The organism is Citrobacter sp. XY323 (assembly GCF_025106035.1).
Lineage (GTDB): Bacteria > Pseudomonadota > Gammaproteobacteria > Enterobacterales > Enterobacteriaceae > Citrobacter > Citrobacter braakii.
On record NZ_JANYUK010000004.1, the window covers coordinates 434,130 to 455,077 of the forward strand.

The 20,948-nt window shown below is 51.8% G+C and carries 18 protein-coding genes and 1 tRNA gene; 15 read left to right on the plus strand and 4 right to left on the minus strand.

Annotated elements, in window-relative coordinates:
• The first annotated feature begins 51 nt into the window (after positions 1 to 51).
• From N0B36_RS08525 to yejF, 9 genes are all read left to right on the plus strand, one after another.
• Positions 52 to 1,518, plus strand: coding sequence for a mannitol dehydrogenase family protein (locus N0B36_RS08525; protein ID WP_200080084.1), 1,467 nt, complete (start codon positions 52 to 54; stop codon positions 1,516 to 1,518).
• Between the two features lie 119 nt (positions 1,519 to 1,637).
• On the plus strand, positions 1,638 to 2,624 hold the full coding sequence (locus tag N0B36_RS08530; protein WP_181635326.1) for a GTP-binding protein: 987 nt from the start codon (positions 1,638 to 1,640) through the stop codon (positions 2,622 to 2,624).
• 35 nt (positions 2,625 to 2,659) lie between these two features.
• Positions 2,660 to 3,373: a phosphatase PAP2 family protein gene (locus N0B36_RS08535; RefSeq protein ID WP_019077242.1), complete on the plus strand. Its 714-nt coding sequence runs from the start codon at positions 2,660 to 2,662 to the stop codon at positions 3,371 to 3,373.
• Between the two features lie 413 nt (positions 3,374 to 3,786).
• Positions 3,787 to 4,356, plus strand: coding sequence for a bifunctional murein DD-endopeptidase/murein LD-carboxypeptidase (gene mepS, locus N0B36_RS08540; protein ID WP_003027474.1), 570 nt, complete (start codon positions 3,787 to 3,789; stop codon positions 4,354 to 4,356).
• A gap of 172 nt (positions 4,357 to 4,528) precedes the next feature.
• Positions 4,529 to 6,088 carry a cyclic di-GMP phosphodiesterase gene (locus tag N0B36_RS08545; RefSeq protein WP_200080083.1) on the plus strand — a complete coding sequence of 520 codons (1,560 nt, stop codon included), beginning with the start codon at positions 4,529 to 4,531 and terminating at the stop codon, positions 6,086 to 6,088.
• 99 nt (positions 6,089 to 6,187) lie between these two features.
• The gene (locus tag N0B36_RS08550) at positions 6,188 to 8,002 is read left to right on the plus strand and encodes an extracellular solute-binding protein (protein WP_047500957.1); all 1,815 of its coding nucleotides are present in this window, start codon (positions 6,188 to 6,190) and stop codon (positions 8,000 to 8,002) included.
• Positions 8,003 to 9,097, plus strand: a complete 1,095-nt coding sequence (locus N0B36_RS08555; RefSeq protein WP_016153751.1) for a microcin C ABC transporter permease YejB — start codon at positions 8,003 to 8,005, stop codon at positions 9,095 to 9,097. It abuts the gene before it with no gap.
• Complete coding sequence (locus N0B36_RS08560) at positions 9,097 to 10,122, plus strand: ABC transporter permease (RefSeq protein ID WP_200101123.1); 1,026 nt, start codon at positions 9,097 to 9,099, stop codon at positions 10,120 to 10,122. Before N0B36_RS08555 ends, N0B36_RS08560 begins: the two co-directional genes overlap by 1 nt.
• A gap of 1 nt (position 10,123) precedes the next feature.
• On the plus strand, positions 10,124 to 11,713 hold the full coding sequence (yejF, locus tag N0B36_RS08565; RefSeq protein ID WP_049282330.1) for a microcin C ABC transporter ATP-binding protein YejF: 1,590 nt from the start codon (positions 10,124 to 10,126) through the stop codon (positions 11,711 to 11,713).
• A 3-nt stretch (positions 11,714 to 11,716) separates the two neighbouring features.
• Here the strand turns inward: yejF and N0B36_RS08570 are convergent, their stop codons facing one another.
• The 3 genes from N0B36_RS08570 to rsuA all read right to left on the minus strand — a co-directional run bounded on the left by N0B36_RS08570 (position 11,717) and on the right by rsuA (position 14,308).
• On the minus strand, positions 11,717 to 12,061 hold the full coding sequence (locus tag N0B36_RS08570) for a YejG family protein (RefSeq protein ID WP_029139605.1): 345 nt from the start codon (positions 12,059 to 12,061) through the stop codon (positions 11,717 to 11,719).
• Between the two features lie 333 nt (positions 12,062 to 12,394).
• Complete coding sequence (locus tag N0B36_RS08575; protein WP_016153755.1) at positions 12,395 to 13,585, minus strand: Bcr/CflA family multidrug efflux MFS transporter; 1,191 nt, start codon at positions 13,583 to 13,585, stop codon at positions 12,395 to 12,397.
• Between the two features lie 15 nt (positions 13,586 to 13,600).
• Positions 13,601 to 14,308, minus strand: a complete 708-nt coding sequence (gene rsuA / locus N0B36_RS08580; protein WP_016153756.1) for a 16S rRNA pseudouridine(516) synthase RsuA — start codon at positions 14,306 to 14,308, stop codon at positions 13,601 to 13,603.
• Between the two features lie 150 nt (positions 14,309 to 14,458).
• On the opposite strand from rsuA, the gene N0B36_RS08585 reads away from it, so the two are divergent.
• Together N0B36_RS08585 and rplY are read left to right on the plus strand one after the other, a co-directional pair.
• Complete coding sequence (locus N0B36_RS08585; protein ID WP_259687090.1) at positions 14,459 to 16,219, plus strand: DEAD/DEAH box helicase; 1,761 nt, start codon at positions 14,459 to 14,461, stop codon at positions 16,217 to 16,219.
• A 124-nt stretch (positions 16,220 to 16,343) separates the two neighbouring features.
• Entirely contained in the window at positions 16,344 to 16,628 is a 285-nt protein-coding gene (gene rplY, locus N0B36_RS08590; RefSeq protein ID WP_016153758.1) for a 50S ribosomal protein L25, read from the plus strand.
• A 121-nt stretch (positions 16,629 to 16,749) separates the two neighbouring features.
• Here rplY and yejK read toward each other — a convergent pair whose 3' ends face one another.
• Positions 16,750 to 17,757: a nucleoid-associated protein YejK gene (gene yejK, locus N0B36_RS08595; RefSeq protein ID WP_016157002.1), complete on the minus strand. Its 1,008-nt coding sequence runs from the start codon at positions 17,755 to 17,757 to the stop codon at positions 16,750 to 16,752.
• Positions 17,758 to 17,891: 134 nt separating this feature from the next.
• Here yejK and N0B36_RS08600 point away from each other — a divergent pair, with 134 nt between their 5' ends.
• The 4 genes from N0B36_RS08600 to narP all read left to right on the plus strand — a co-directional run bounded on the left by N0B36_RS08600 (position 17,892) and on the right by narP (position 20,917).
• A complete protein-coding gene (locus tag N0B36_RS08600) occupies positions 17,892 to 18,119 on the plus strand; it encodes a YejL family protein (RefSeq protein ID WP_003027506.1) in 228 nt (75 codons plus the stop codon).
• A gap of 31 nt (positions 18,120 to 18,150) precedes the next feature.
• Positions 18,151 to 19,911 carry an LPS biosynthesis-modulating metalloenzyme YejM gene (gene yejM / locus N0B36_RS08605; protein ID WP_016153760.1) on the plus strand — a complete coding sequence of 587 codons (1,761 nt, stop codon included), beginning with the start codon at positions 18,151 to 18,153 and terminating at the stop codon, positions 19,909 to 19,911.
• A 74-nt stretch (positions 19,912 to 19,985) separates the two neighbouring features.
• Positions 19,986 to 20,062 (plus strand) — tRNA-Pro (locus N0B36_RS08610).
• 207 nt (positions 20,063 to 20,269) lie between these two features.
• Positions 20,270 to 20,917, plus strand: coding sequence for a nitrate/nitrite response regulator protein NarP (gene narP, locus N0B36_RS08615; RefSeq protein ID WP_016153764.1), 648 nt, complete (start codon positions 20,270 to 20,272; stop codon positions 20,915 to 20,917).
• Positions 20,918 to 20,948 lie beyond the last annotated feature (31 nt).

Sequence of the window (20,948 nt, forward strand, 5' to 3'; positions counted from 1 at the left end):
CATATAACTTTATACTGCCATTGTTAATTAATGGTTAATCAGGTGTATTTAATGAAAACTATTGCCTCAGCGCCTCTGGCGGAAAATGTCATGATGCCGCAGTACGACCGCCAACAATTAAAAACGCGGATTGTACATTTTGGTTTCGGTGCTTTTCACCGCGCCCATCAGGCGTTATTAACCGACAGGGTGCTGAATGCGCAGGGCGGAGACTGGGGGATTTGCGAGATTAGCCTTTTCAGTGGCGATCGGCTGATGCGTCAGCTTCGCGAACAGGATCATTTATTTACCGTGTTAGAAAAAGGGGCTAACGGCAACCAGCCTATTGTTATCGGTGCCGTTAACGAATGCCTGAACGCCACGCTGGATTCGCTGGCGGCCATTATTGAAAAATTCTGCGAGCCTCAGGTCGCGATTGTCTCGTTAACCATCACGGAAAAAGGCTACTGCATCGATCCGGCGACGGGTTCGTTAGATCTCTCTAATGCGCGTATTATTCACGATCTGCAGACACCGGCTGAACCGCACTCCGCCCCCGGTATAATCGTAGAAGCGCTGCACCGCCGACGTGAACGTGGACTGCAGCCGTTTACCGTCCTTTCCTGCGATAACATCCCGGACAATGGTCATGTGGTAAAAAATGCCGTACTGGGGATGGCGGAAAAACGCTCTCCTGAGCTGGCGCACTGGATCCAGGAACACGTCAGTTTCCCGGGTACTATGGTGGATCGGATTGTTCCCGCCGCCACCGAAGAGTCGCTGGCTGAAATCGCCCACGAGCTGGGCGTTGCCGATCCTTGCGCAATCAGCTGCGAGCCGTTTATTCAGTGGGTGATTGAAGACAACTTTGTCTGTGGTCGTCCGCAATGGGAAACCGCGGGTGTCCAGATGGTTGAAAACGTCTTGCCGTGGGAACAAATGAAACTGCGGATGCTGAACGGCAGCCATTCGTTTCTCGCTTATCTCGGCTATCTGGCCGGATTCCAGCACATCAGCGACTGTATGCAGGATAGCGCATTTCGTGAAGCCGCTTACCGGCTGATGCTCACCGAACAGGCCCCCACGCTGCAAATTACCGATGTTGATTTAAATCAGTATGCCTTAAGCCTGCTGGACCGCTTTGCCAATCCGGCGCTGAAACACAAAACCTGGCAAATCGCGATGGATGGTAGCCAGAAATTACCCCAGCGAATGCTGGAAGGGATCCGCGTGCATTTAGCACGTCAAAGCGAGTGGCCGCTGTTGGCGCTCGGCATCGCAGGCTGGATCCGCTACGTGAGCGGTGTGGATGATTCAGGCGCTACGATTGATATTCGTGACCCGCTCAGTGAGAAAATTGCCTCTCTGGTGGCACAGAGCACTGAATCAGAACGCGTCAGCGCCCTGCTTTCGCTGCATGAGATTTTCGCCGCCGATCTCGTACAGAATCCGCAGTTTGTCGCGGTCATTCAGCAGGCCTGGCAACGTATTGCCCAATACGGTGCGCATCAGGCTGTCATTGAAACGTTAAAAAATTAACGATTTCTGCCATTAAACAGGACGAAGCACGTCTTCGTCCCCTCACCCCTTCTCTTTTTCCCCATTTTTCGCCAGGATTGTTAAATGCCATTACGGTAATTTATGATTCTGGAGTAATTGTGACTAAAACCAATCTCATCACTGGTTTTCTCGGCAGTGGCAAAACCACCTCTATTCTTCATCTATTGGCGAACAAGGATCCCGCAGAGAAGTGGGCCGTGCTGGTCAATGAGTTTGGTGAAGTAGGTATTGATGGCGCCCTGTTAGCCGACAGCGGCGCATTGCTAAAAGAGATCCCCGGCGGCTGTATGTGCTGCGTTAACGGTCTACCGATGCAGGTTGGCCTCAATACGCTGCTGCGTCAGGGAAAACCCGATCGATTGCTGATTGAACCTACTGGCCTCGGACACCCTAAACAAATTCTGGATTTACTCACCGCACCGGTTTACGAACCGTGGATCGATCTGCGCGCGACCCTCTGTATTCTTGACCCCCGGCTGTTACTGGATGAAAAAAGCGTCGCCAATGACAATTTCCGCGATCAGCTGGCCGCCGCAGATATCATTGTTGCCAATAAAGCCGACCGCGCCACAGCGGAAAGCGAAAACGCCTTGCAAACCTGGTGGCAACACTACGGCGCCAATCGCCAGTTGGTTCATGCCGACCATGGGCAAATTGACGGGCAGTTACTGGATTTACCCCGACTAAACCTGGCAGAGCTTCCTGCAAGCGCAGAGCACGCCCATAGCCATGCAGACAAAAAGGGACTGGCGGCATTGAGTCTGCCGTCACAGCAGCGCTGGCGGCGCAGCCTGAACAGCGGCCAGGGCCATCAGGCCTGCGGTTGGATTTTTGACGCCGATACGGTGTTCGATACCATCGGTCTGCTGGAATGGTCCCGTCTTGCCCCCGTGGGGCGCGTGAAAGGTGTCATGCGTATAAAGGAAGGGCTGGTGCGCATTAACCGCCAGGGAGAGGACTGGCATATTGAGACGCAAAACGTCGCGCCACCGGATAGCCGTATTGAACTCATCGCCGATACTGAGACCGACTGGAATACGCTACAGAGTGCATTGTTGAGACTTCGTTTAGACGCTAACGCGTAAGGTTGCCTTCGTTTTTATAGCAATGGTAAACGATGATGAAAACCCGATACCCTCTTATTCTCCTACTCAATATTGCGGGGCTGGCGCTGTTTCTGTCCTGGTATCTTCCTGCCGGACATGGGATCTGGTCTTCATTGGATACGGGCGTTTTCCGCTTCTTTAACCAGAAACTGGTGGAAAGCCCGCAGTTCTTGTGGATTGTTGCTATTACCAATAACCGAGCATTTGATGGTTGCTCATTGCTGGCAATGGGCGCCTTGATGCTGCATTTTTGGCTGAAAGAAACGTCGGAAGGTCGCCGACGCATTGTCGCTATTGGCCTGGTTATGCTGCTCACCGCAGTGGTATTAAATCAGTTAGGCCAGGCGCTTATTCCCGTTAAACGCGCCAGCCCTACTCTGATGCTGGATAATATTTATCGCGTCAGCGAACTGCTGCATATTCCGACTAAAGATGCGTCCAGAGACAGTTTCCCCGGCGATCACGGTATGATGCTGCTTATTTTTTCCGCATTTATGCTGCGTTATTTCGGAAAAGTCGCCGGAATAATCGGCCTTATTATCGCTGTGGTTTTTGCCTTTCCACGCATAATGATTGGCGCTCACTGGCTCACCGATATCGTGATCGGTTCCATGACTGTCGTCTTGATTGGTCTTCCTTGGTGGCTAATGACACCGTTAAGCGACCGATTAGTCACTCTGTTTGCGAATTATCTGCCCGGTAAAAACAAACATTTTTTAAACAAATAACGCACAGTAATTAACATCATCAGGGAAAACTCTGATTCCCTGATGATGCTTGTCAATATTTCATCATTCTGGCTGTCATTCTCCCGTCATCTTATTCATCTTTAAAATGATTGGGTTGCGTCTTTTTTATCCCGATTGTTCTTAATTTAGGCAATGCCGGTTATTCACTTTCTGTATCAATTTTTCTTATAAGAAATCACGTAAATTCACTCGCAATGACCGGACCGATCGGGTAATCTCGAACTCGTTTTGCCTCGCGGGATAATTATTCTCTTCAGGAATAAATTTGTGCGTTCTGCCACAGATTTGACCTTAAAGAATTGTCTCATCGTGCGATGGTAATTAGTCTCGTCACGTTTGGCATTTTTTATAACGATATTTATCGTTAAGGACTTCAAGGGAAAACAAACAAAATGGTCAAATCTCAACCGATTTTGAGATATATCTTGCGGGGCATACCCGCGATAGCAGTTGCGGTTCTGCTTTCTGCATGTAGCACAACGAACACCGCCAGGAATATGCATTCTGAGACGCATGCTGTGGGCAATGGAGATAACTCTTCACTGCAAGCCTCTCAGGATGAATTTGAAAATATGGTCCGTAATATCGATGTTAAATCACGTATTATGGACCAGTATGCTGACTGGAAAGGCGTGCGTTACCGCCTTGGCGGCAGCACCAAAAAAGGTATTGATTGTTCAAGCTTCGTACAACGTACGTTCCGCGAGCAATTTGGTTTAGAGCTTCCTCGCTCAACCTACGAACAACAGGAAACGGGTAAATCCGTTTCGCGCACTAACCTGCGCACAGGCGATCTGGTTCTGTTCCGTGCTGGCTCCACTGGCCGTCACGTCGGTATTTATATCGGCAACAACCAGTTCGTACACGCCTCGACCAGCAGCGGCGTTATCATTTCCAGCATGAACGAACCTTACTGGAAAAAACGTTACAACGAAGCTCGCCGGGTCCTGAGCCGCAGTTAATTTCGTTTGGCAGCTATCCCTTGGCTATCCTGATGAGACATTTTGAAAAGCACTGCTTCGGCGGTGCTTTTTTTTTGCTTTGTCTTGTGACTAAGAAAAATCTCACAAGGTGAGTCATTTCAGGTTATATTCATACAGAATAAGCGGTTAACTCAGGTAAACATAAGGAACTATGTTTAAACGCTCCTCTTCATCCAATCAGAAAATCCTGCTTTCCTGTATGTTAACGGGGCTTATCGTCGCGCTCCTGGTGAGTACCCTGCAATTTTTCGTGACCTGGCATAAACGAGACATTAAGTACGACACGCTCCTTTCCGATATCCAGAATTATGTCAGCAGCTACTTCGCCGATCTCAAATCCACCACAGATGACCTTCAGCCACTGGTCGCCAACAGTTGCCAACAAGTCGCTGCTCAACTGACCTCCAGCGCAGCCTTTAGCCTCAACGTTCGCGCATTTTTACTGGTCAAAAACGGCATTGCTTTCTGCTCCTCCGCAACGGGCGCAATGTTCACCCCGATTTTAGATCTGGTCCCAAGTCTCGATATCAGCAGAAATATTGATGTGGAATTACTCCCCGGTACGCCCATGATGCCGAACAAGCCGGCGATAATGATTTGGCACCGGAACCCATCGTTCACTGATAGCGGCGTGTTTACCTCACTGAATATTAATCTGGCCCCTTATCTGCTTTATACCGCCCGACAGGATGATTTTAACGGCATTGCCATAGTCGTCGGTGATAACGCGATTTCAACATTTTCATCACGGATTATTGATGCCTCCGCTCTGCCCCACTCTCACTGGCGGCAGGCGACCCTGGAAGGTATTCCGCTACAGATTCGTTTATATGCCGATGAGTGGACCTATACCGATGTCTGGTATTCGATTATGTTGGGATGCATGGCGGGGATTATTGCTGCGCTTCTTCTCTGGTACTACATCTACACCATCCGTTTACGTCCGGGCAAAGATATCCTCAACGCTATCAAACATAACCAGTTTTATGTGGTGTACCAGCCCGTCGTAGAGGTGCAGACACTGGAGGTGAAAGGTGTAGAGGTGTTATTACGCTGGAATCATCCGACAACGGGTGAGATCCCACCGGATGCTTTTATTCACTACGCCGAATCCCAGAAAATGATTGTCCCGCTGACCCAGCATCTCTTTAAGTTGATAGCCCAGGACGCACCGATGCTGCAAAAAGTGTTACCCGCTGGTGCAAAATTGGGGATTAATATCGCGCCAACGCATCTGCACGGCGAGACGTTTAAAGACGACATTCATCACCTGCAGACCTCGCTTCCCGCAAACCATTTCCAGATGGTGCTGGAAATCACCGAACGGGATATGCTTAATCAACACGAAGCCACAAAGCTTTTTGAATGGCTTCATTCCGCAGGTTTTGAAATTGCCATTGATGATTTTGGCACCGGTCATAGCGCGCTGATTTATCTGGAACGCTTTACCGTTGACTACCTGAAAATCGATCGCGGCTTTATTAACGCCATTGGAACAGAGACCCTGACCTCTCCGGTTCTGGACGCCGTGTTGACACTCTCTAAGCGTCTTAATATGCTGACGGTTGCTGAAGGGGTTGAAACGCCTGAGCAAGCCCGTTGGCTACGCGATCGTGGAGTGCATTTTTTCCAGGGATACTGGATTAGCCGACCATTAAAACTTGCTGATTTCGTGCGTTGGATGGCGCAGCCCAATAAGCCGACGTGGTGATCGCAGTATGCGAATCATATACTCTCACTCGCCGCCACATCCCTTATCTTTCAGGCATGATGCCCGTCGGGTTGTGGCAGGAAAAGGAAATCGCATTTAATGATCCCTCGCGTATTGCTGCTGTTTATCGCCCTCATCGGGTTTAGCGCCGAGGCGCAGTCCATCAAAGAAAGCTATGCTTTTGCCGTACTGGGCGAACCGAAGTACGCGTTTAACTTTAATCACTTTGATTATGTCAACCCTGCGGCTCCCAAAGGCGGGCAAATCACCCTCTCCGCCATCGGCACGTTCGATAACTTCAACCGCTATGCGATGCGCGGTAATCCCGGAGCACGTACCGAAACGCTTTACGATACGCTGTTTACTACCTCTGACGATGAACCTGGCAGCTATTATCCGCTCATCGCCGACAGCGCACGCTATGCTGATGACTATTCCTGGGTAGAAATCGCCATTAATCCGCGAGCGCGTTTTCACGATGGCTCCCCCATTACCGCCAGCGATGTCGCATTCACCTTCCACAAATTTATGACTGAAGGCGTGCCGCAATTTCGCCTGGTCTACAAGGGAACAACGGTAAAAGCGATCGCGCCATTAACCGTACGTATTGAATTAGCCAAACCGGGTAAAGAGGACATGCTCAGCCTGTTTTCATTACCCGTGATGCCAGAGAAATACTGGAAAGATCATAAACTCAGCGATCCCTTATCATCGCCTCCGCTCGCCAGCGGTCCTTATCGCATCACGAAATGGAAGATGGGTCAGTACATTGTCTATTCGCGCGTCAACGATTATTGGGCTGCTAATCTGCCCGTCAACCGTGGCCGCTGGAACTTTGATACCATCCGCTACGACTACTATCTGGATGACAACGTCGCCTTTGAAGCGTTTAAGGCCGGAGCGTTTGACCTGCGTCTTGAAAACGATGCTAAAAACTGGGCGACACGTTATACCGGTAAAAATTTCGCGAATCATTACATCATCAAAGATGAGCAAAAAAACGAATCCGCCCAGGATACGCGTTGGCTGGCGTTTAATATTCAGCGCCCGGTGTTCAGCGACCGACGGGTGCGAGAAGCCATCACCCTGGCCTTTGATTTTGAATGGATGAATAAAGCTCTGTTCTATAACGCCTGGAGCCGGACCAACAGCTATTTTCAGAATACCGAGTATGCCGCTAAAAATTACCCCGATGCGGATGAACTGGTGATACTTGCGCCCTTGAAAAAAGATCTCCCTCCTGAGGTCTTCAGCCAAATTTATCAGCCGCCGAAATCAAAAGGCGATGGCTACGATCGTGACAACCTGTTGAAAGCCGATGCCTTACTGGAGCAGGCCGGATGGGTACTTAAGGGACAACAGCGCGTAAACAGCGCCAACGGTAAACCTCTGAGCTTTGAACTGTTGCTCCCGGCGGGCAGTAACAGTCAGTGGGTGCTGCCGTTCCAGCACAACCTGCAGCGCTTAGGCATTACAATGAACATCCGCCAGGTTGATAACTCACAAATCACAAACCGGCTGCGCAGTCGTGACTATGACATGATGCCGAGATTGTATCGCGCAATGCCGTGGCCAAGTTCGGACCTGCAAATTCTCTGGGCCTCTGAATATATTGACTCCAGCTATAACGCCCCGGGCGTGCAAAGCCCGGTGATTGATAAACTGATCAACCAAATCATCGCGGCGCAGGGTGATAAAGCCAAACTAATCCCACTCGGTCGGGCACTGGACAGGGTATTAACCTGGAACTACTACATGTTGCCGATGTGGTTTATGGCAGAGGATCGCATCGCCTGGTGGGATAAGTTTTCGCATCCAGCTATTCGCCCCATTTATACCATTGGTCTCGACAACTGGTGGTACGACGTTAACAAAGCGGCGAAACTGCCAGCAGCCAGACGGCAGGGAGAATAAATGGGCGCTTATCTGATTCGACGTCTGCTACTGGTGATCCCAACGCTTTGGGCCATCATCACCATCAACTTTTTTATCGTGCAGATTGCCCCCGGTGGTCCGGTTGAGCAGGCCGTCGCCGCTATTGAGTTCGGACAAAGCGGGGCATTACCCGGCGCGGGTAGTGAAGGCATTCGCGCCAGCCACGCGCAAACCGGCGTCGGCAATATCAGCGACAGTAATTACCGAGGTGGCCGTGGTCTTGACCCGGAAGTGATCGCCGAAATCACTCGCCGTTACGGGTTCGATAAGCCCATTCATGAGCGTTATTTCAAAATGCTCTGGGACTATATTCGTTTCGATTTCGGCGACAGCCTGTTTCGTAGCGCCTCAGTGCTGACGCTTATCAAAGACAGCCTGCCTGTTTCCGTCACACTGGGGCTATGGAGTACGCTCATTATCTATCTGGTGTCGATACCGCTTGGGATCCGCAAAGCCGTTCACAACGGCAGCCGATTTGATGTCTGGAGCAGCGCATTCATTATTATTGGCTATGCCATACCGGCCTTTTTGTTTGCGATTTTACTGATCGTCTTTTTTGCCGGGGGCAGCTATTACGACCTGTTCCCGCTTCGCGGACTGGTTTCCGCCAATTTTGATTCCCTGCCCTGGTATCAGAAAGTGACCGACTACCTTTGGCATATTACCCTGCCAGTGCTGGCGACGGTGGTTGGGGGGTTTGCCGCGCTAACCATGCTGACCAAAAACTCATTTCTGGATGAGGTACGCAAACAGTATGTCGTCACCGCGCGCGCCAAAGGGGTCAGCGAGAAAAACATTCTGTGGAAACATGTGTTTCGCAATGCCATGTTGCTGGTAATCGCTGGCTTCCCGGCAACGTTTATCAGCATGTTTTTTACCGGTTCGCTGCTGATTGAAGTGATGTTTTCGCTTAACGGTCTGGGACTACTGGGTTATGAATCCACCGTATCACGTGACTACCCGGTAATGTTTGGCACGCTCTATATCTTCACCCTGATCGGTCTGCTGCTGAATATCCTCAGCGACATCAGCTATACGCTGGTCGATCCCCGTATTGATTTTGAGGGACGCTAATGTCGCGATTAAGCCCCGTCAATCAGGCCCGCTGGGCGCGTTTTCGCCATAACCGTCGCGGCTATTGGTCGCTGTGGATTTTTCTACTGCTCTTCGGCCTTAGCCTGTGTTCAGAACTGATTGCCAATGATAAGCCGCTACTGGTGCGCTACGACAGTAGCTGGTATTTCCCCCTGTTCAAAAACTACAGTGAAAGCGACTTCGGCGGACCATTGGCGACCCAGGCTGATTATCAGGATCCGTGGTTACAGCAGCGCCTGGAAAACCGGGGCTGGATCCTGTGGGCGCCGATACGCTTTGGAGCCACCAGCATTAACTTTGCCACTGATAAGCCCTTCCCTTCCCCGCCTTCTGCACAAAACTGGCTGGGAACGGACGCCAACGGTGGTGATGTGCTGGCACGGATCCTCTACGGCACACGTATTTCTGTCCTGTTCGGATTAATGCTAACCCTGTGCTCCAGCGTGATGGGGATCATGGCTGGCGCAATCCAGGGCTATTATGGCGGCAAGGTGGATTTGTGGGGGCAACGATTCATTGAGGTTTGGTCAGGTATGCCAACGCTGTTTTTGATCATACTGCTGTCGAGCGTGGTCCAGCCAAACTTCTGGTGGCTACTGGGCATTACCGTGCTGTTTGGCTGGATGAGCCTGGTTGGCGTGGTACGCGCGGAATTTTTACGTACCCGAAACTTTGATTACATTCGTGCCGCTCAGGCGCTTGGCGTGAGCGATCACAGTATTATTCTGCGCCATATGCTGCCCAATGCGATGGTCGCCGCCCTGACCTTTTTACCGTTTATATTATGCGCCTCGATCACCACTCTGACCTCGCTGGATTTTCTTGGCTTCGGCTTACCGCTTGGATCGCCATCGCTGGGAGAACTCCTGTTACAGGGTAAAAACAACCTGCAGGCACCGTGGCTTGGTATCACCGCGTTCATCTCCGTTGCCCTGCTATTATCGCTACTGATATTTATTGGTGAAGCGGTACGCGACGCGTTCGATCCCAACAAGGCGATTTAAGATGACACAACCGCTATTAACTATTGAAAATTTATCGGTAGGTTTTCGCCAACAGGAGACCGTGCGCACCGTGGTCAATACCCTCTCACTGAGGGTTGAAGCCGGGCAAACTCTGGCGCTGGTGGGCGAGTCCGGTTCGGGTAAAAGCGTGACCGCACTTTCTATTCTACGGTTATTACCGACCCCTCCCGCAGTCTACCTTTCCGGCGACATCCGTTTTCATGGCGAATCATTGCTTCATGCCGATAAGCAGACGCTTCGCGGCGTTCGCGGGAATAAAATCGCCATGATTTTCCAGGAGCCAATGGTGTCGCTAAACCCGCTTCACAACCTGGAAAAACAGCTGTATGAAGTGCTGTCGCTGCATCGGGGAATGCGTCGGGAGGCCGCGCGGGCAGAAATACTGACCTGTCTGGATCGGGTCGGCATCCGTCAGGCGGCCAAACGTCTCGCAGACTATCCGCACCAGCTGTCCGGCGGTGAACGCCAGCGCGTGATGATCGCCATGGCGCTGCTGACGCGACCGGAGCTGCTTATTGCCGATGAACCGACCACCGCGCTGGATGTCTCCGTACAGGCGCAAATCCTGCAGCTGCTGCGGGAGCTACAGCGCGAGCTGAACATGGGATTACTGTTTATCACCCACAACCTCAGCATTGTGAAAAAACTCGCCGATACCGTTGCGGTGATGCAAAACGGCCAGTGCGTTGAGCAAAATCGAGCAGCACAGCTGCTCACTGCGCCAACACATCCCTACACGCAGAAATTGTTAAACAGCGAACCTTCCGGCGATCCAGTACCTGTACCTGCCGGGCAAGCGCCATTGCTGGAAGTGGAAAAACTCTGCGTTGCCTTCCCCATCCGTAAAGGTATCCTGAAGCGCGTGGTGGACCATAACGTTGTGGTTAACAACGTCAGTTTTTCCCTCCGGCCCGGTGAAACGCTGGGGCTGGTCGGGGAGTCAGGATCGGGGAAAAGCACTACCGGGCTGGCGCTACTGAGGTTAATCACCTCACAGGGAAGCATTGTGTTCGATGGCCTGGCGCTGCATACCTTAAATCGCCGCCAGCTGTTACCAGTACGTCACCGCATTCAGGTCGTGTTTCAGGATCCCAACTCCTCGCTGAACCCGCGCCTGAGCGTGCTACAGATTATTGAGGAGGGACTGCGCGTTCATCAGCCAACCCTGTCAGCCGAACAGCGCGAAGCGCAGGTGAAAGCGGTAATGGCGGAAGTGGGACTGGATAGCGAAACGCGGCATCGTTACCCGGCGGAGTTTTCCGGCGGTCAACGTCAACGCATAGCCATTGCCAGAGCCTTGATTCTCAAGCCTTCCCTGATCATTCTGGATGAACCAACATCGTCGCTCGACAGAACCGTACAGGCGCAAATCCTGACGTTGTTAAAGTCTTTACAGGAAAAGCATCGCCTGGCTTATATCTTTATCAGCCATGATTTGCACGTAGTACGCGCGTTATGCCATCAGGTTATTGTGCTAAGGCAGGGAGAGGTCGTGGAGCAAGGACAATGCGAGCACGTATTTAACGCGCCACAGCAGGCATATACGCGTCAGCTGCTCGCGCTAAGCTGACGCTCAAAACGGATTGTTATTTGAAAACGGCTCTGCGATGGCCACGCCGAAATTTTTCAGTCTGCAGGTCGCGGCAAATTCATCCTGGCGATTCACAAACAGGCACGGCTCTCCTTCGCATTCCAACACGGAACAAGGTACCTCAATGTCGCTGAGGGCCTGGCTGAGTTTATGCATGACTGACCACGCACTGTCGCCATCAGGGCTAAGCAATTTGAGCGCCACCAGGCTGTTCTCATTGCTCTGACCGTTTTGCGGAATCGGTTCAACCTTTGAACCTGCGAAACCCACCGACCAACGATAGCACTGTGGCAGACGATGAACGATTGAGAGTTGTAATGTCATCACTTTCTTTCCCTGGAAGTACAATCACTTCACAATTATTTTACATCAATATTAACACATCATTGACAATACGTCTTTAAACAGTTCGTAAACGTTTACACCCTGACTTTATGCCACTTTCCGAACCAAATATTTAAATTTATTCAACGGTTCTGGCATATTTCCGCGCTATATGTACTCGTTTCTGCGATCTAACTCAACCTTTTTAACTACAATGATGTGACTTTTTACATAAATTGATTTTACATAAAATAAACATAAGCGGGGAAATTGATAGATTTTCGGTTGATGTACATCAACTCTGGAGGCCCTATCGCCCCCAGGTTGTGTAATAGATCACCGTTTTTTGGCGCGGCTGGCGTAGAGATAGAAGAGAATTGAGCAGGTAGCGCAAAACGCTATCGACCAGATCATCGGCCAGGCCGAGTTAAAGGTCGCCAGTGACAGCAGCGCCCCAACGATGGCGCCAATGCCAAAACGGAACGTCCCTGCCAGCGATGACGCCGTTCCCGCCATATGCGGAAATTCATCCAGAATGACTGCCATGGCGTTGGATGACACCATCGACACGCAGCCAACAAACGCCGCAACGCCCACCACCAGCGCCCAGAAACCAACCCCGAACAGCGCGCTAAAGACCATCCAGCCCGCCATCACGAACTGGATCCACAGGCCAGTACGGAACATATTCAACGCCCCAACCCGACGAACAAAGCGGCTGTTGATGATGGTCATCACGAACAGGAAAACAATGTTCAGCGCGAAGTAATAGCCGAAATGCTGCGGTGAAACGTGGTTAATCTCAATGTAAACAAAAGGTCCGGCGCTCAGGAACGAGAACATCCCGGCAAAACTAAACCCACTGGCCAGCATATAGCTCAGTACACGCTTGTGGCGAAACAGCGAGGCAAAGTTGCCGAGAGTAGTACGCAAGCGAAACGGCTGGCGGCGCTCAACCGGCAAGGTCTCTTTGATCAGCGTAAAGATCATCACCGACGCCAGAATAGCCGCCACGGCGAGGATCCAAAAGATGTAGTGCCAGCTCAGCCATACCAATACCCAGCCGCCCACGATGGGTGCCAGTAAGGGTGCAATTGTCGTGACCAGCATGACAAAGGACATCATGCGCGAAAACTCTTCCTTCGGATAGATATCGCGCATCAGGGCGTTGATAACCACGCTCGCCGCTGCCGCAGCCAGACCATGGAAGAAACGCATCACGATCAGTTGATCGATAGTTTGTGCCAGCGCACAGGCAACTGCCGCCGCCGCAAACACCAGCGTCCCGCCCAGAATCACCGGCTTGCGCCCAATGCTGTCAGCCATTGGACCATAGAGTAACTGCCCCACCGCGAACCCAAGAATATAGGTACTGAGGGTCATCTGCGCGCTACCTGCAGGCACACCAAACTGTTCAGAGATAACAGGTAGCGCCGGAAGATACATATCAATCGACAACGGCATCAGCATGGCTAACAAGCCAAGGATAAAGACAATGGCAATTGACGAGTTCTGCCGGGTGGTCACATTTAGCTCCTGAAATTAACGCGGGGTTAAGTTAACGCTGGCGATTTCTTCTTCGGTCAATGGACGGTATTCACCCGGCTCCAGATCCTCATCAAGCTTGATGTCACCAATCCGTTCACGGTGCAGTTCCACAACGTGGTTACCGACGGCGGCAAACATACGTTTAACCTGATGATAGCGCCCTTCGCTGATGGTCAATCGCACCTGAGTTGGCGTAATAACCTCCAGCACGGCCGGTTTGGTCAGGTCTTTCTCATTATGCAGTTGTACGCCATGGGCAAACTGTTCAGCGGTATCATCTGCCACCGGCGACTCCAGCGTCACCAGATAGGTTTTCTCACAATGGTGACGTGGCGAAGTGATGCGATGCGACCACTGTCCGTCATCGGTCATCAGCACCAGTCCGGTGGTGTCGATATCCAGACGCCCTGCCGCATGCAGTTTGTAGGCAACCGGCTCATCAAGGAAATAGAGCACTGTCGGGTGATCCGGGTCATCCGTTGAGCAAACATAGCCCTGAGGTTTATTCAGCATAAAATAGCGCGGGCCATTTTGTTGAATCAGGGAATTGCCGTCATATTCTACGTCGTGTTCTGGCAGCAGCTTAAAGGCACTGTTTTTGACGATTTCACCGTCGACGGTAACGCGGTTAGCACGGATCTCACGCCCGGCAATAGCGCGGCTGACGCCGAGTTGCTGAGCGATAAATTTATCAAGTCGCATGAGTGTGATTTTTGCCTGTAAAAAACAAGAAGCGGGATTGCGCCCGAAAAGTGGGACGATTATCCGCCCAGTATAGCGGCGTTACACCATCCCTCAAGGGAAATGATTCATGGCATACTATACATTGTTGCTGCTTACCTTAATGAGCCCATGATTTTTACTCTTCGCCCGTACCAAAAAGAAGCCGTGGATGCCACGCTCAACCATTTCCGCCACCATCGCACGCCAGCGGTTATCGTCCTACCAACCGGTGCGGGAAAAAGCCTGGTGATTGCTGAACTGGCCCGCGTGGCGCGTGGTCGCGTGCTGATACTGGCGCACGTTAAAGAACTGGTCGCGCAAAACCATGCCAAATATCGCGCGTTGGGGCTGGAAGCCGATATTTTTGCCGCAGGACTGAAGCGTAAAGAGAGCCACGGGAAAGTGGTATTTGGCAGCGTACAGTCGGTGGCGCGTAATCTTGACGCCTTTCAGGGAGAATTCTCGCTGCTTATCGTCGATGAATGTCACCGTATTGGTGATGATGACGAGAGTCAATATCAGCAAATCCTCACTCACCTGACCAAAGTAAATCCCCACTTACGCCTGCTCGGGCTTACTGCCACTCCTTTTCGTTTGGGCAAAGGCTGGATTTATCACTTTCATTATCACGGTATGGTGCGCGGCGATGAAAAAGCGCTGTTTCGTGACTGCATTTATGAATTACCGTTGCGTTACATGATTAAACACGGCTACCTGACGCCGCCAGAACGCTTCGACATGCCGGTAGTGCAGTATGACTTCAGCCGCCTGCAGGCGCAGAGTAACGGCCTGTTTAGCGAAACGGATCTCAATCAGGAACTGAAAAAGCAGCAGCGAATAACGCCGCATATCATCAGCCAGATTGTCGAGTTTGCCCAGACGCGCAAAGGGGTGATGATTTTCGCTGCTACAGTGGAGCACGCCAAAGAAATTCTGGGCCTGCTGCCTGCTGACGATGCCGCGCTAATCACCGGAGACACGCCTGGCGCAGAGCGTGATGTGCTGATTGAAGAGTTCAAAGCCCAGCGCTTTCGCTATCTGGTGAATGTGTCGGTCCTGACCACTGGCTTCGATGCCCCGCACGTCGACCTTATCGCCATTCTGCGCCCGACGGAGTCAGTTAGCCTTTACCAACAAATTGTCGGTCGCGGCCTGCGCCTGGCACCGGGTAAAACCGACTGTCTGATCCTCGATTATGCCGGTAACCCGCACGATCTTTACGCGCCGGAAGTGGGGGCGCCGAAAGGGAAAAGCGATAACGTTCCGGTGCAGGTGTTCTGTCCCGCCTGCGGGTTTGCAAACACCTTCTGGGGCAAAACAACGACAGACGGCACACTGATTGAACACTTTGGCCGCCGCTGTCAGGGGTGGTTTGAAGATGATGACGGCCATCGCGAACAGTGCGATTTTCGTTTTCGTTTTAAAAACTGCCCACAATGCAACGCGGAAAATGATATCGCCGCCCGCCGCTGTCGGGAGTGCGACACGGTGCTGGTTGACCCGGATGACATGCTGAAAGCCGCGCTCAGGCTCAAAGATGCGCTGGTCCTGCGCTGTAGCGGCATGGTGTTACAAAACGGCCAGGATGAAAAAGGCGAATGGCTAAAAATCACCTATTACGATGAAGATGGTGCCGACGTTAGCGAACGCTTTCGCCTGCATACTCCCGCGCAGCGTACGGCTTTCGAGCAACTGTTTATTCGCCCGCACACCCGAACGCCCGGCATTCCCTTACGCTGGATAACCGCCGCCGATATCCTCGCCCAGCAGGCGCTGTTACGTCATCCTGATTTCGTGGTGGCGCGCATGAAAGGTCAGTACTGGCAGGTCCGTGAAAAGGTCTTCGATTATGAAGGACGCTATCGTCGGGCACATGAATTACGCGGTTAATCGTACTTTTGATTGATGTACCAGCCGTTTAAGTATAGAATCTCGCCCGCTTTTGCATACGCAAAGCAGATCACTTACCTGTTGCTGGGTCGCCTGTAGCAGGAATTATTAAAGAGAGATTTAAATGTTTACTATCAACGCTGAAGTACGTAAAGAGCAGGGTAAGGGTGCGAGCCGCCGCCTGCGTGCCGCTAACAAGTTCCCGGCAATCATCTATGGTGGCGCAGAAGCCCCGGTTGCTATCGAACTGGATCACGATGCAGTTATGAACATGCAAGCTAAAGCTGAATTCTACAGCGAAGTTCTGACCATCGTTGTTGACGGTAAAGAAGTGAAAGTTAAAGCTCAGGCAGTACAGCGTCACCCGTTCAAGCCGAAGCTGGCACACATCGACTTCGTTCGCGCGTAATCGCTTACAAGTTGAAGAAAAACCCCGCCTCGGCGGGGTTTTTTTATGGGATTTTGTTGGCGGTAAAGATGAATCACACAGGCCGGATGGGGGCGTTAACGCCCCCATCCGGCAAACGGCTTTATTTCCCGCCCGAAGTACGACGCTGTAGCTGATCGCGCAGGTTCGGCGGCGTACCTTTGATGGTCAAAGTATCTGTGGCTGGATCCCAGAAAATACGCTCACCCAGTAACATGGCGTCGAAGTTGATGGTTAACCCGCCGCCGCTTCCGGCAAATTTGGTTAACTGGCGCAGCGTGCTGCGATCTGCCGGGAAGCTCTCTTCCAGCTCGTAGCCTTTATCAGCGGTAAATTCGCTGAAGCTGACTTCACTGACGCCGGAAAGCTCTTTGGACAGCGACTCCAACTCGATCTCTTCACCGGCCTGCAATTGCTCGTTGCAGTAGCTGTAGACCTGCTGACGCACGTTCTGGCGTTCAGCTTTATCGAGTTGCGCCTCGGCGGTAAAGTCATCGACCGCCTGCAACAGGCCGCGGTTTTGCGCTTTAGCGTTAAGACCCTCGCTGGCACCCAGGAAGTCCATAAAGAAATCGGCGACTTTGCGCCCTACCCGCCCTTTCAGGAACGTCAGATAGCGCGTGGACTCCGGGTTGGTTTCCCACTCGGTTAAATCAATACGCGCCACGATATCCGCATGATTGATATCCAGATAGTGCGTCGGGTTGATATCCAGATTTTCATTGACGCGCATACTGCTTAAATTGTTCAGCACGGCAACCAGCAGATACTCTACCGCCAGATAGCGGTAATGGCAGAACAGGACAATGCCGCCATCAGCAAAAGGATATTTCGCCAGTTCGTCCCGCAAGCGCCCTGTCGCTGCACGACTAAAGGCCAGAAAATCCTCTTCGCCCTGACGCTGTAAACGCAGCGTTTGCGCCAGTTCACTCTCTGCGCTAAACAGGCCATAAGCTTTATTCTTGGCGCTGTACACCCGATGCAACTCAGCCATCATATCGACAACGGTCGCTGTCGGTTCCAGTAATGAATCGCGCAAGACCAGCTCAAGGTTCTGCTCGTCACGTTTGATAAGCTGGTGCAGGGCAATCTGGTTGATATCCAGACTCATGATAAACTCTCCTTTTAGACCGGGCGGTATTCAACCACCTGCCGGGCAGTGACGCAATAGAAGATAAAAAAGCAGAAAAAAAACTGTCTGTACGGTAATATGTTGCCCTTTCATGAACAGACTGATTTCGATTTATGCCACAAATTTCCCGCTATAGTGACGAACACGTTGAACAACTGCTGAATGAGATGCTCAACGTACTGGAAAAACATAAGGCGCCGACCGACCTTTCCCTGATGGTACTGGGAAATATGGTGACTAACCTTATCAATACAAGCATCGCACCGGCCCAGCGCCAGGCGATTGCCAACTCTTTTGCCCGCGCATTGCAGTCTTCGGTAAACGACGACCAAGCGCATTAAGAGCCTGCTCCGGGGAAACGAACAACAGTTTATGGTAACTCATCGTCAACGCTACCGTGAGAAAGTCTCCCAGATGGTTAGCTGGGGGCACTGGTTTGCCTTGTTCAACATTCTGTTGGCCATGGTGCTCGGTAGCCGTTACCTGTTTGTCGCCGACTGGCCGACAACCCTTGCAGGTCGTGTTTATTCCTACCTGAGCGTTGTCGGGCATTTTAGCTTTCTGGTGTTCGCCACCTATCTGCTGATCCTGTTTCCCCTGACGTTTATCGTCATGTCCCAGAGGCTGATGCGATTCTTATCAGCTATTCTGGCGACGGCTGGCATGACGCTGTTGCTAATCGACAGCGAAGTTTTCACCCGCTTCCACCTGCATCTCAATCCGATCGTCTGGGAACTGGTCATCAACCCAGACCAGAATGAAGCGGCGCGTGACTGGCAGCTGATGTTTATCAGCGTACCGGTTATTCTGTTAATTGAAATGCTGTTTGCGACCTGGAGCTGGCAAAAGCTGCGCAGCCTGACGCGTCGTCGCCATTTTGCCAAACCGTTAGCAGCATTCTTCTTCGTTTCCTTTATCGCCTCGCACGTGGTGTATATCTGGGCGGATGCCAATTTCTATCGCCCGATTACCATGCAGCGTGCGAATCTGCCGCTCTCCTACCCGATGACGGCACGTAAATTCCTGGAAAAACATGGCCTGCTGGATGCGCAAGAGTATCAGCGTCGCCTGATCGAACAGGGCAATCCGGAAGCGGTTTCCGTGCAGTACCCGCTCAGCGAACTGCGCTATCGCGATATGGGCACCGGTCAGAACGTGCTGCTGATTACCGTCGACGGTCTGAACTACTCACGCTTTGAAAAACAGATGCCTGCGCTGGCTGAATTCGCCGGGCAGAATATCTCGTTTACGCGTCACATGAGCTCAGGCAACACCACGGATAACGGCATCTTTGGCCTGTTCTATGGTGTTTCGCCAAGCTACATGGACGGCATTTTGTCGACCCGTACGCCTGCGGCGCTGATTACTGCACTGAACCAGCAGGGTTACCAGTTAGGGCTATTCTCCTCGGATGGCTTTACCAGCCCGCTGTATCGCCAGGCGCTGCTGTCAGACTTCTCCATGCCAAGCGTACAAACGCAATCTGACGAACAAACCGCAAGCCAGTGGATTAACTGGCTGGGGCGCTACGCGCAGGAAGATAACCGCTGGTTCTCGTGGGTCTCCTTTAACGGGACGAACCTTGATAACAGCAACCAGAAGAACTTTGCCAAACGCTATGCCAGCGCCGCTCAGGATGTGGATGCCAATATTAACCGTATTCTTAGCGCCCTGCGCGACTCCGGTAAACTGAACAACACGGTAGTGATTATTACCGCAGGTCGGGGCGTGCCGCTGACTCAGGAAGAGAACAATTTTGCCTGGTCGCGTGGCCATCTGCAGGTTCCGCTGGTTATTCACTGGCCGGGAACGCCTGCCCAACGCATCAATAGCCTGACCGATCATACAGACCTGATGACAACGCTCATGCAGCGCCTGCTGCACGTCAGCACGCCTGCTAACGAATACTCGCAGGGGCAGGATCTGTTCAATGCAAACCGCCGCCATTACTGGGTTACCGCCGCCGACGGCAGCACGATGGCCGTTACCACACCAGAGATGACGCTGGTGCTGAACAACAACGGTAATTATCAGACCTATGATTTACGCGGCGAAAAAATAAAAGATCAGAAACCGCAGCTAAGCCTGCTGCTACAGGTTCTGACGGATGAGAAACGATTTATTGCTAACTGATTAATTATAAATCACTTAGCGATGCTTCCCCTTGCATTCGCAGCGGAAAGCAGTAGTATTAGCAGCCATAGCGTCGGCACGTAGCGCAGCCTGGTAGCGCACCGTCATGGGGTGTCGGGGGTCGGAGGTTCAAATCCTCTCGTGCCGACCAAAAATCCCAGAAAAACCAACCTTCATGGTTGGTTTTTTTATGCCCGCGATTCCACGTTCCTTATTATTACCCCGGCCTTTAGCACAGGTTTTACTACTTACCCATGCACAAATTGGGGTAAAATTTACCCTCTCATCAGCGCGATGAAACTAGACGAGTGATGCGCTGAAAACAATAATGATACTAATAAAAACTCAGGAGAATAGTATGCCTGAAGCAACGCCTTTTCGGGTGCTGATTGTCGACGACCACCCACTAATGCGGCGAGGAATTAGTCAATTATTGCAACTGGATCCCGCATTTAACGTAGTCGCGGAAGCAGGTGACGGCGCCAGCGCTATCGATCTGGCTAACCGTCTGGACCTGGATGTGATCCTGCTGGATCTCAATATGAAAGGCATGAGCGGACTGGACACCCTGAATGCGCTGCGCCGGGATGGCGTCACCGCGCAAATTATTATTCTTACCGTCTCGGATGCAGCCAGCGATGTGTACGCCTTAATTGATGCCGGCGCGGATGGTTATTTACTCAAAGACAGCGATCCTGAAGTCTTGCTGGAGGCCATTCGCAGCGGCGCCAAAGGCGGTAAAGCTTTTAGCACACGCGTCAGCGAATATCTGCGCGAACGCGATCTGTTCGGTGCACAAGAAGATCCCTTCAGCATTCTCACCGAACGTGAACTGGATGTATTGCATGAACTGGCTCAGGGGCTGTCGAACAAGCAGATTGCGTCAGTGCTGAATATTTCCGAACAGACCGTGAAAGTGCATATTCGCAACCTGCTGCGCAAACTCAATGTGCGCTCTCGCGTTGCTGCCACCATCCTGTTTTTACAAACGCGCGGGATGCAGTAATCCATGAAGAGGCCGGATAGCCCCGATATGC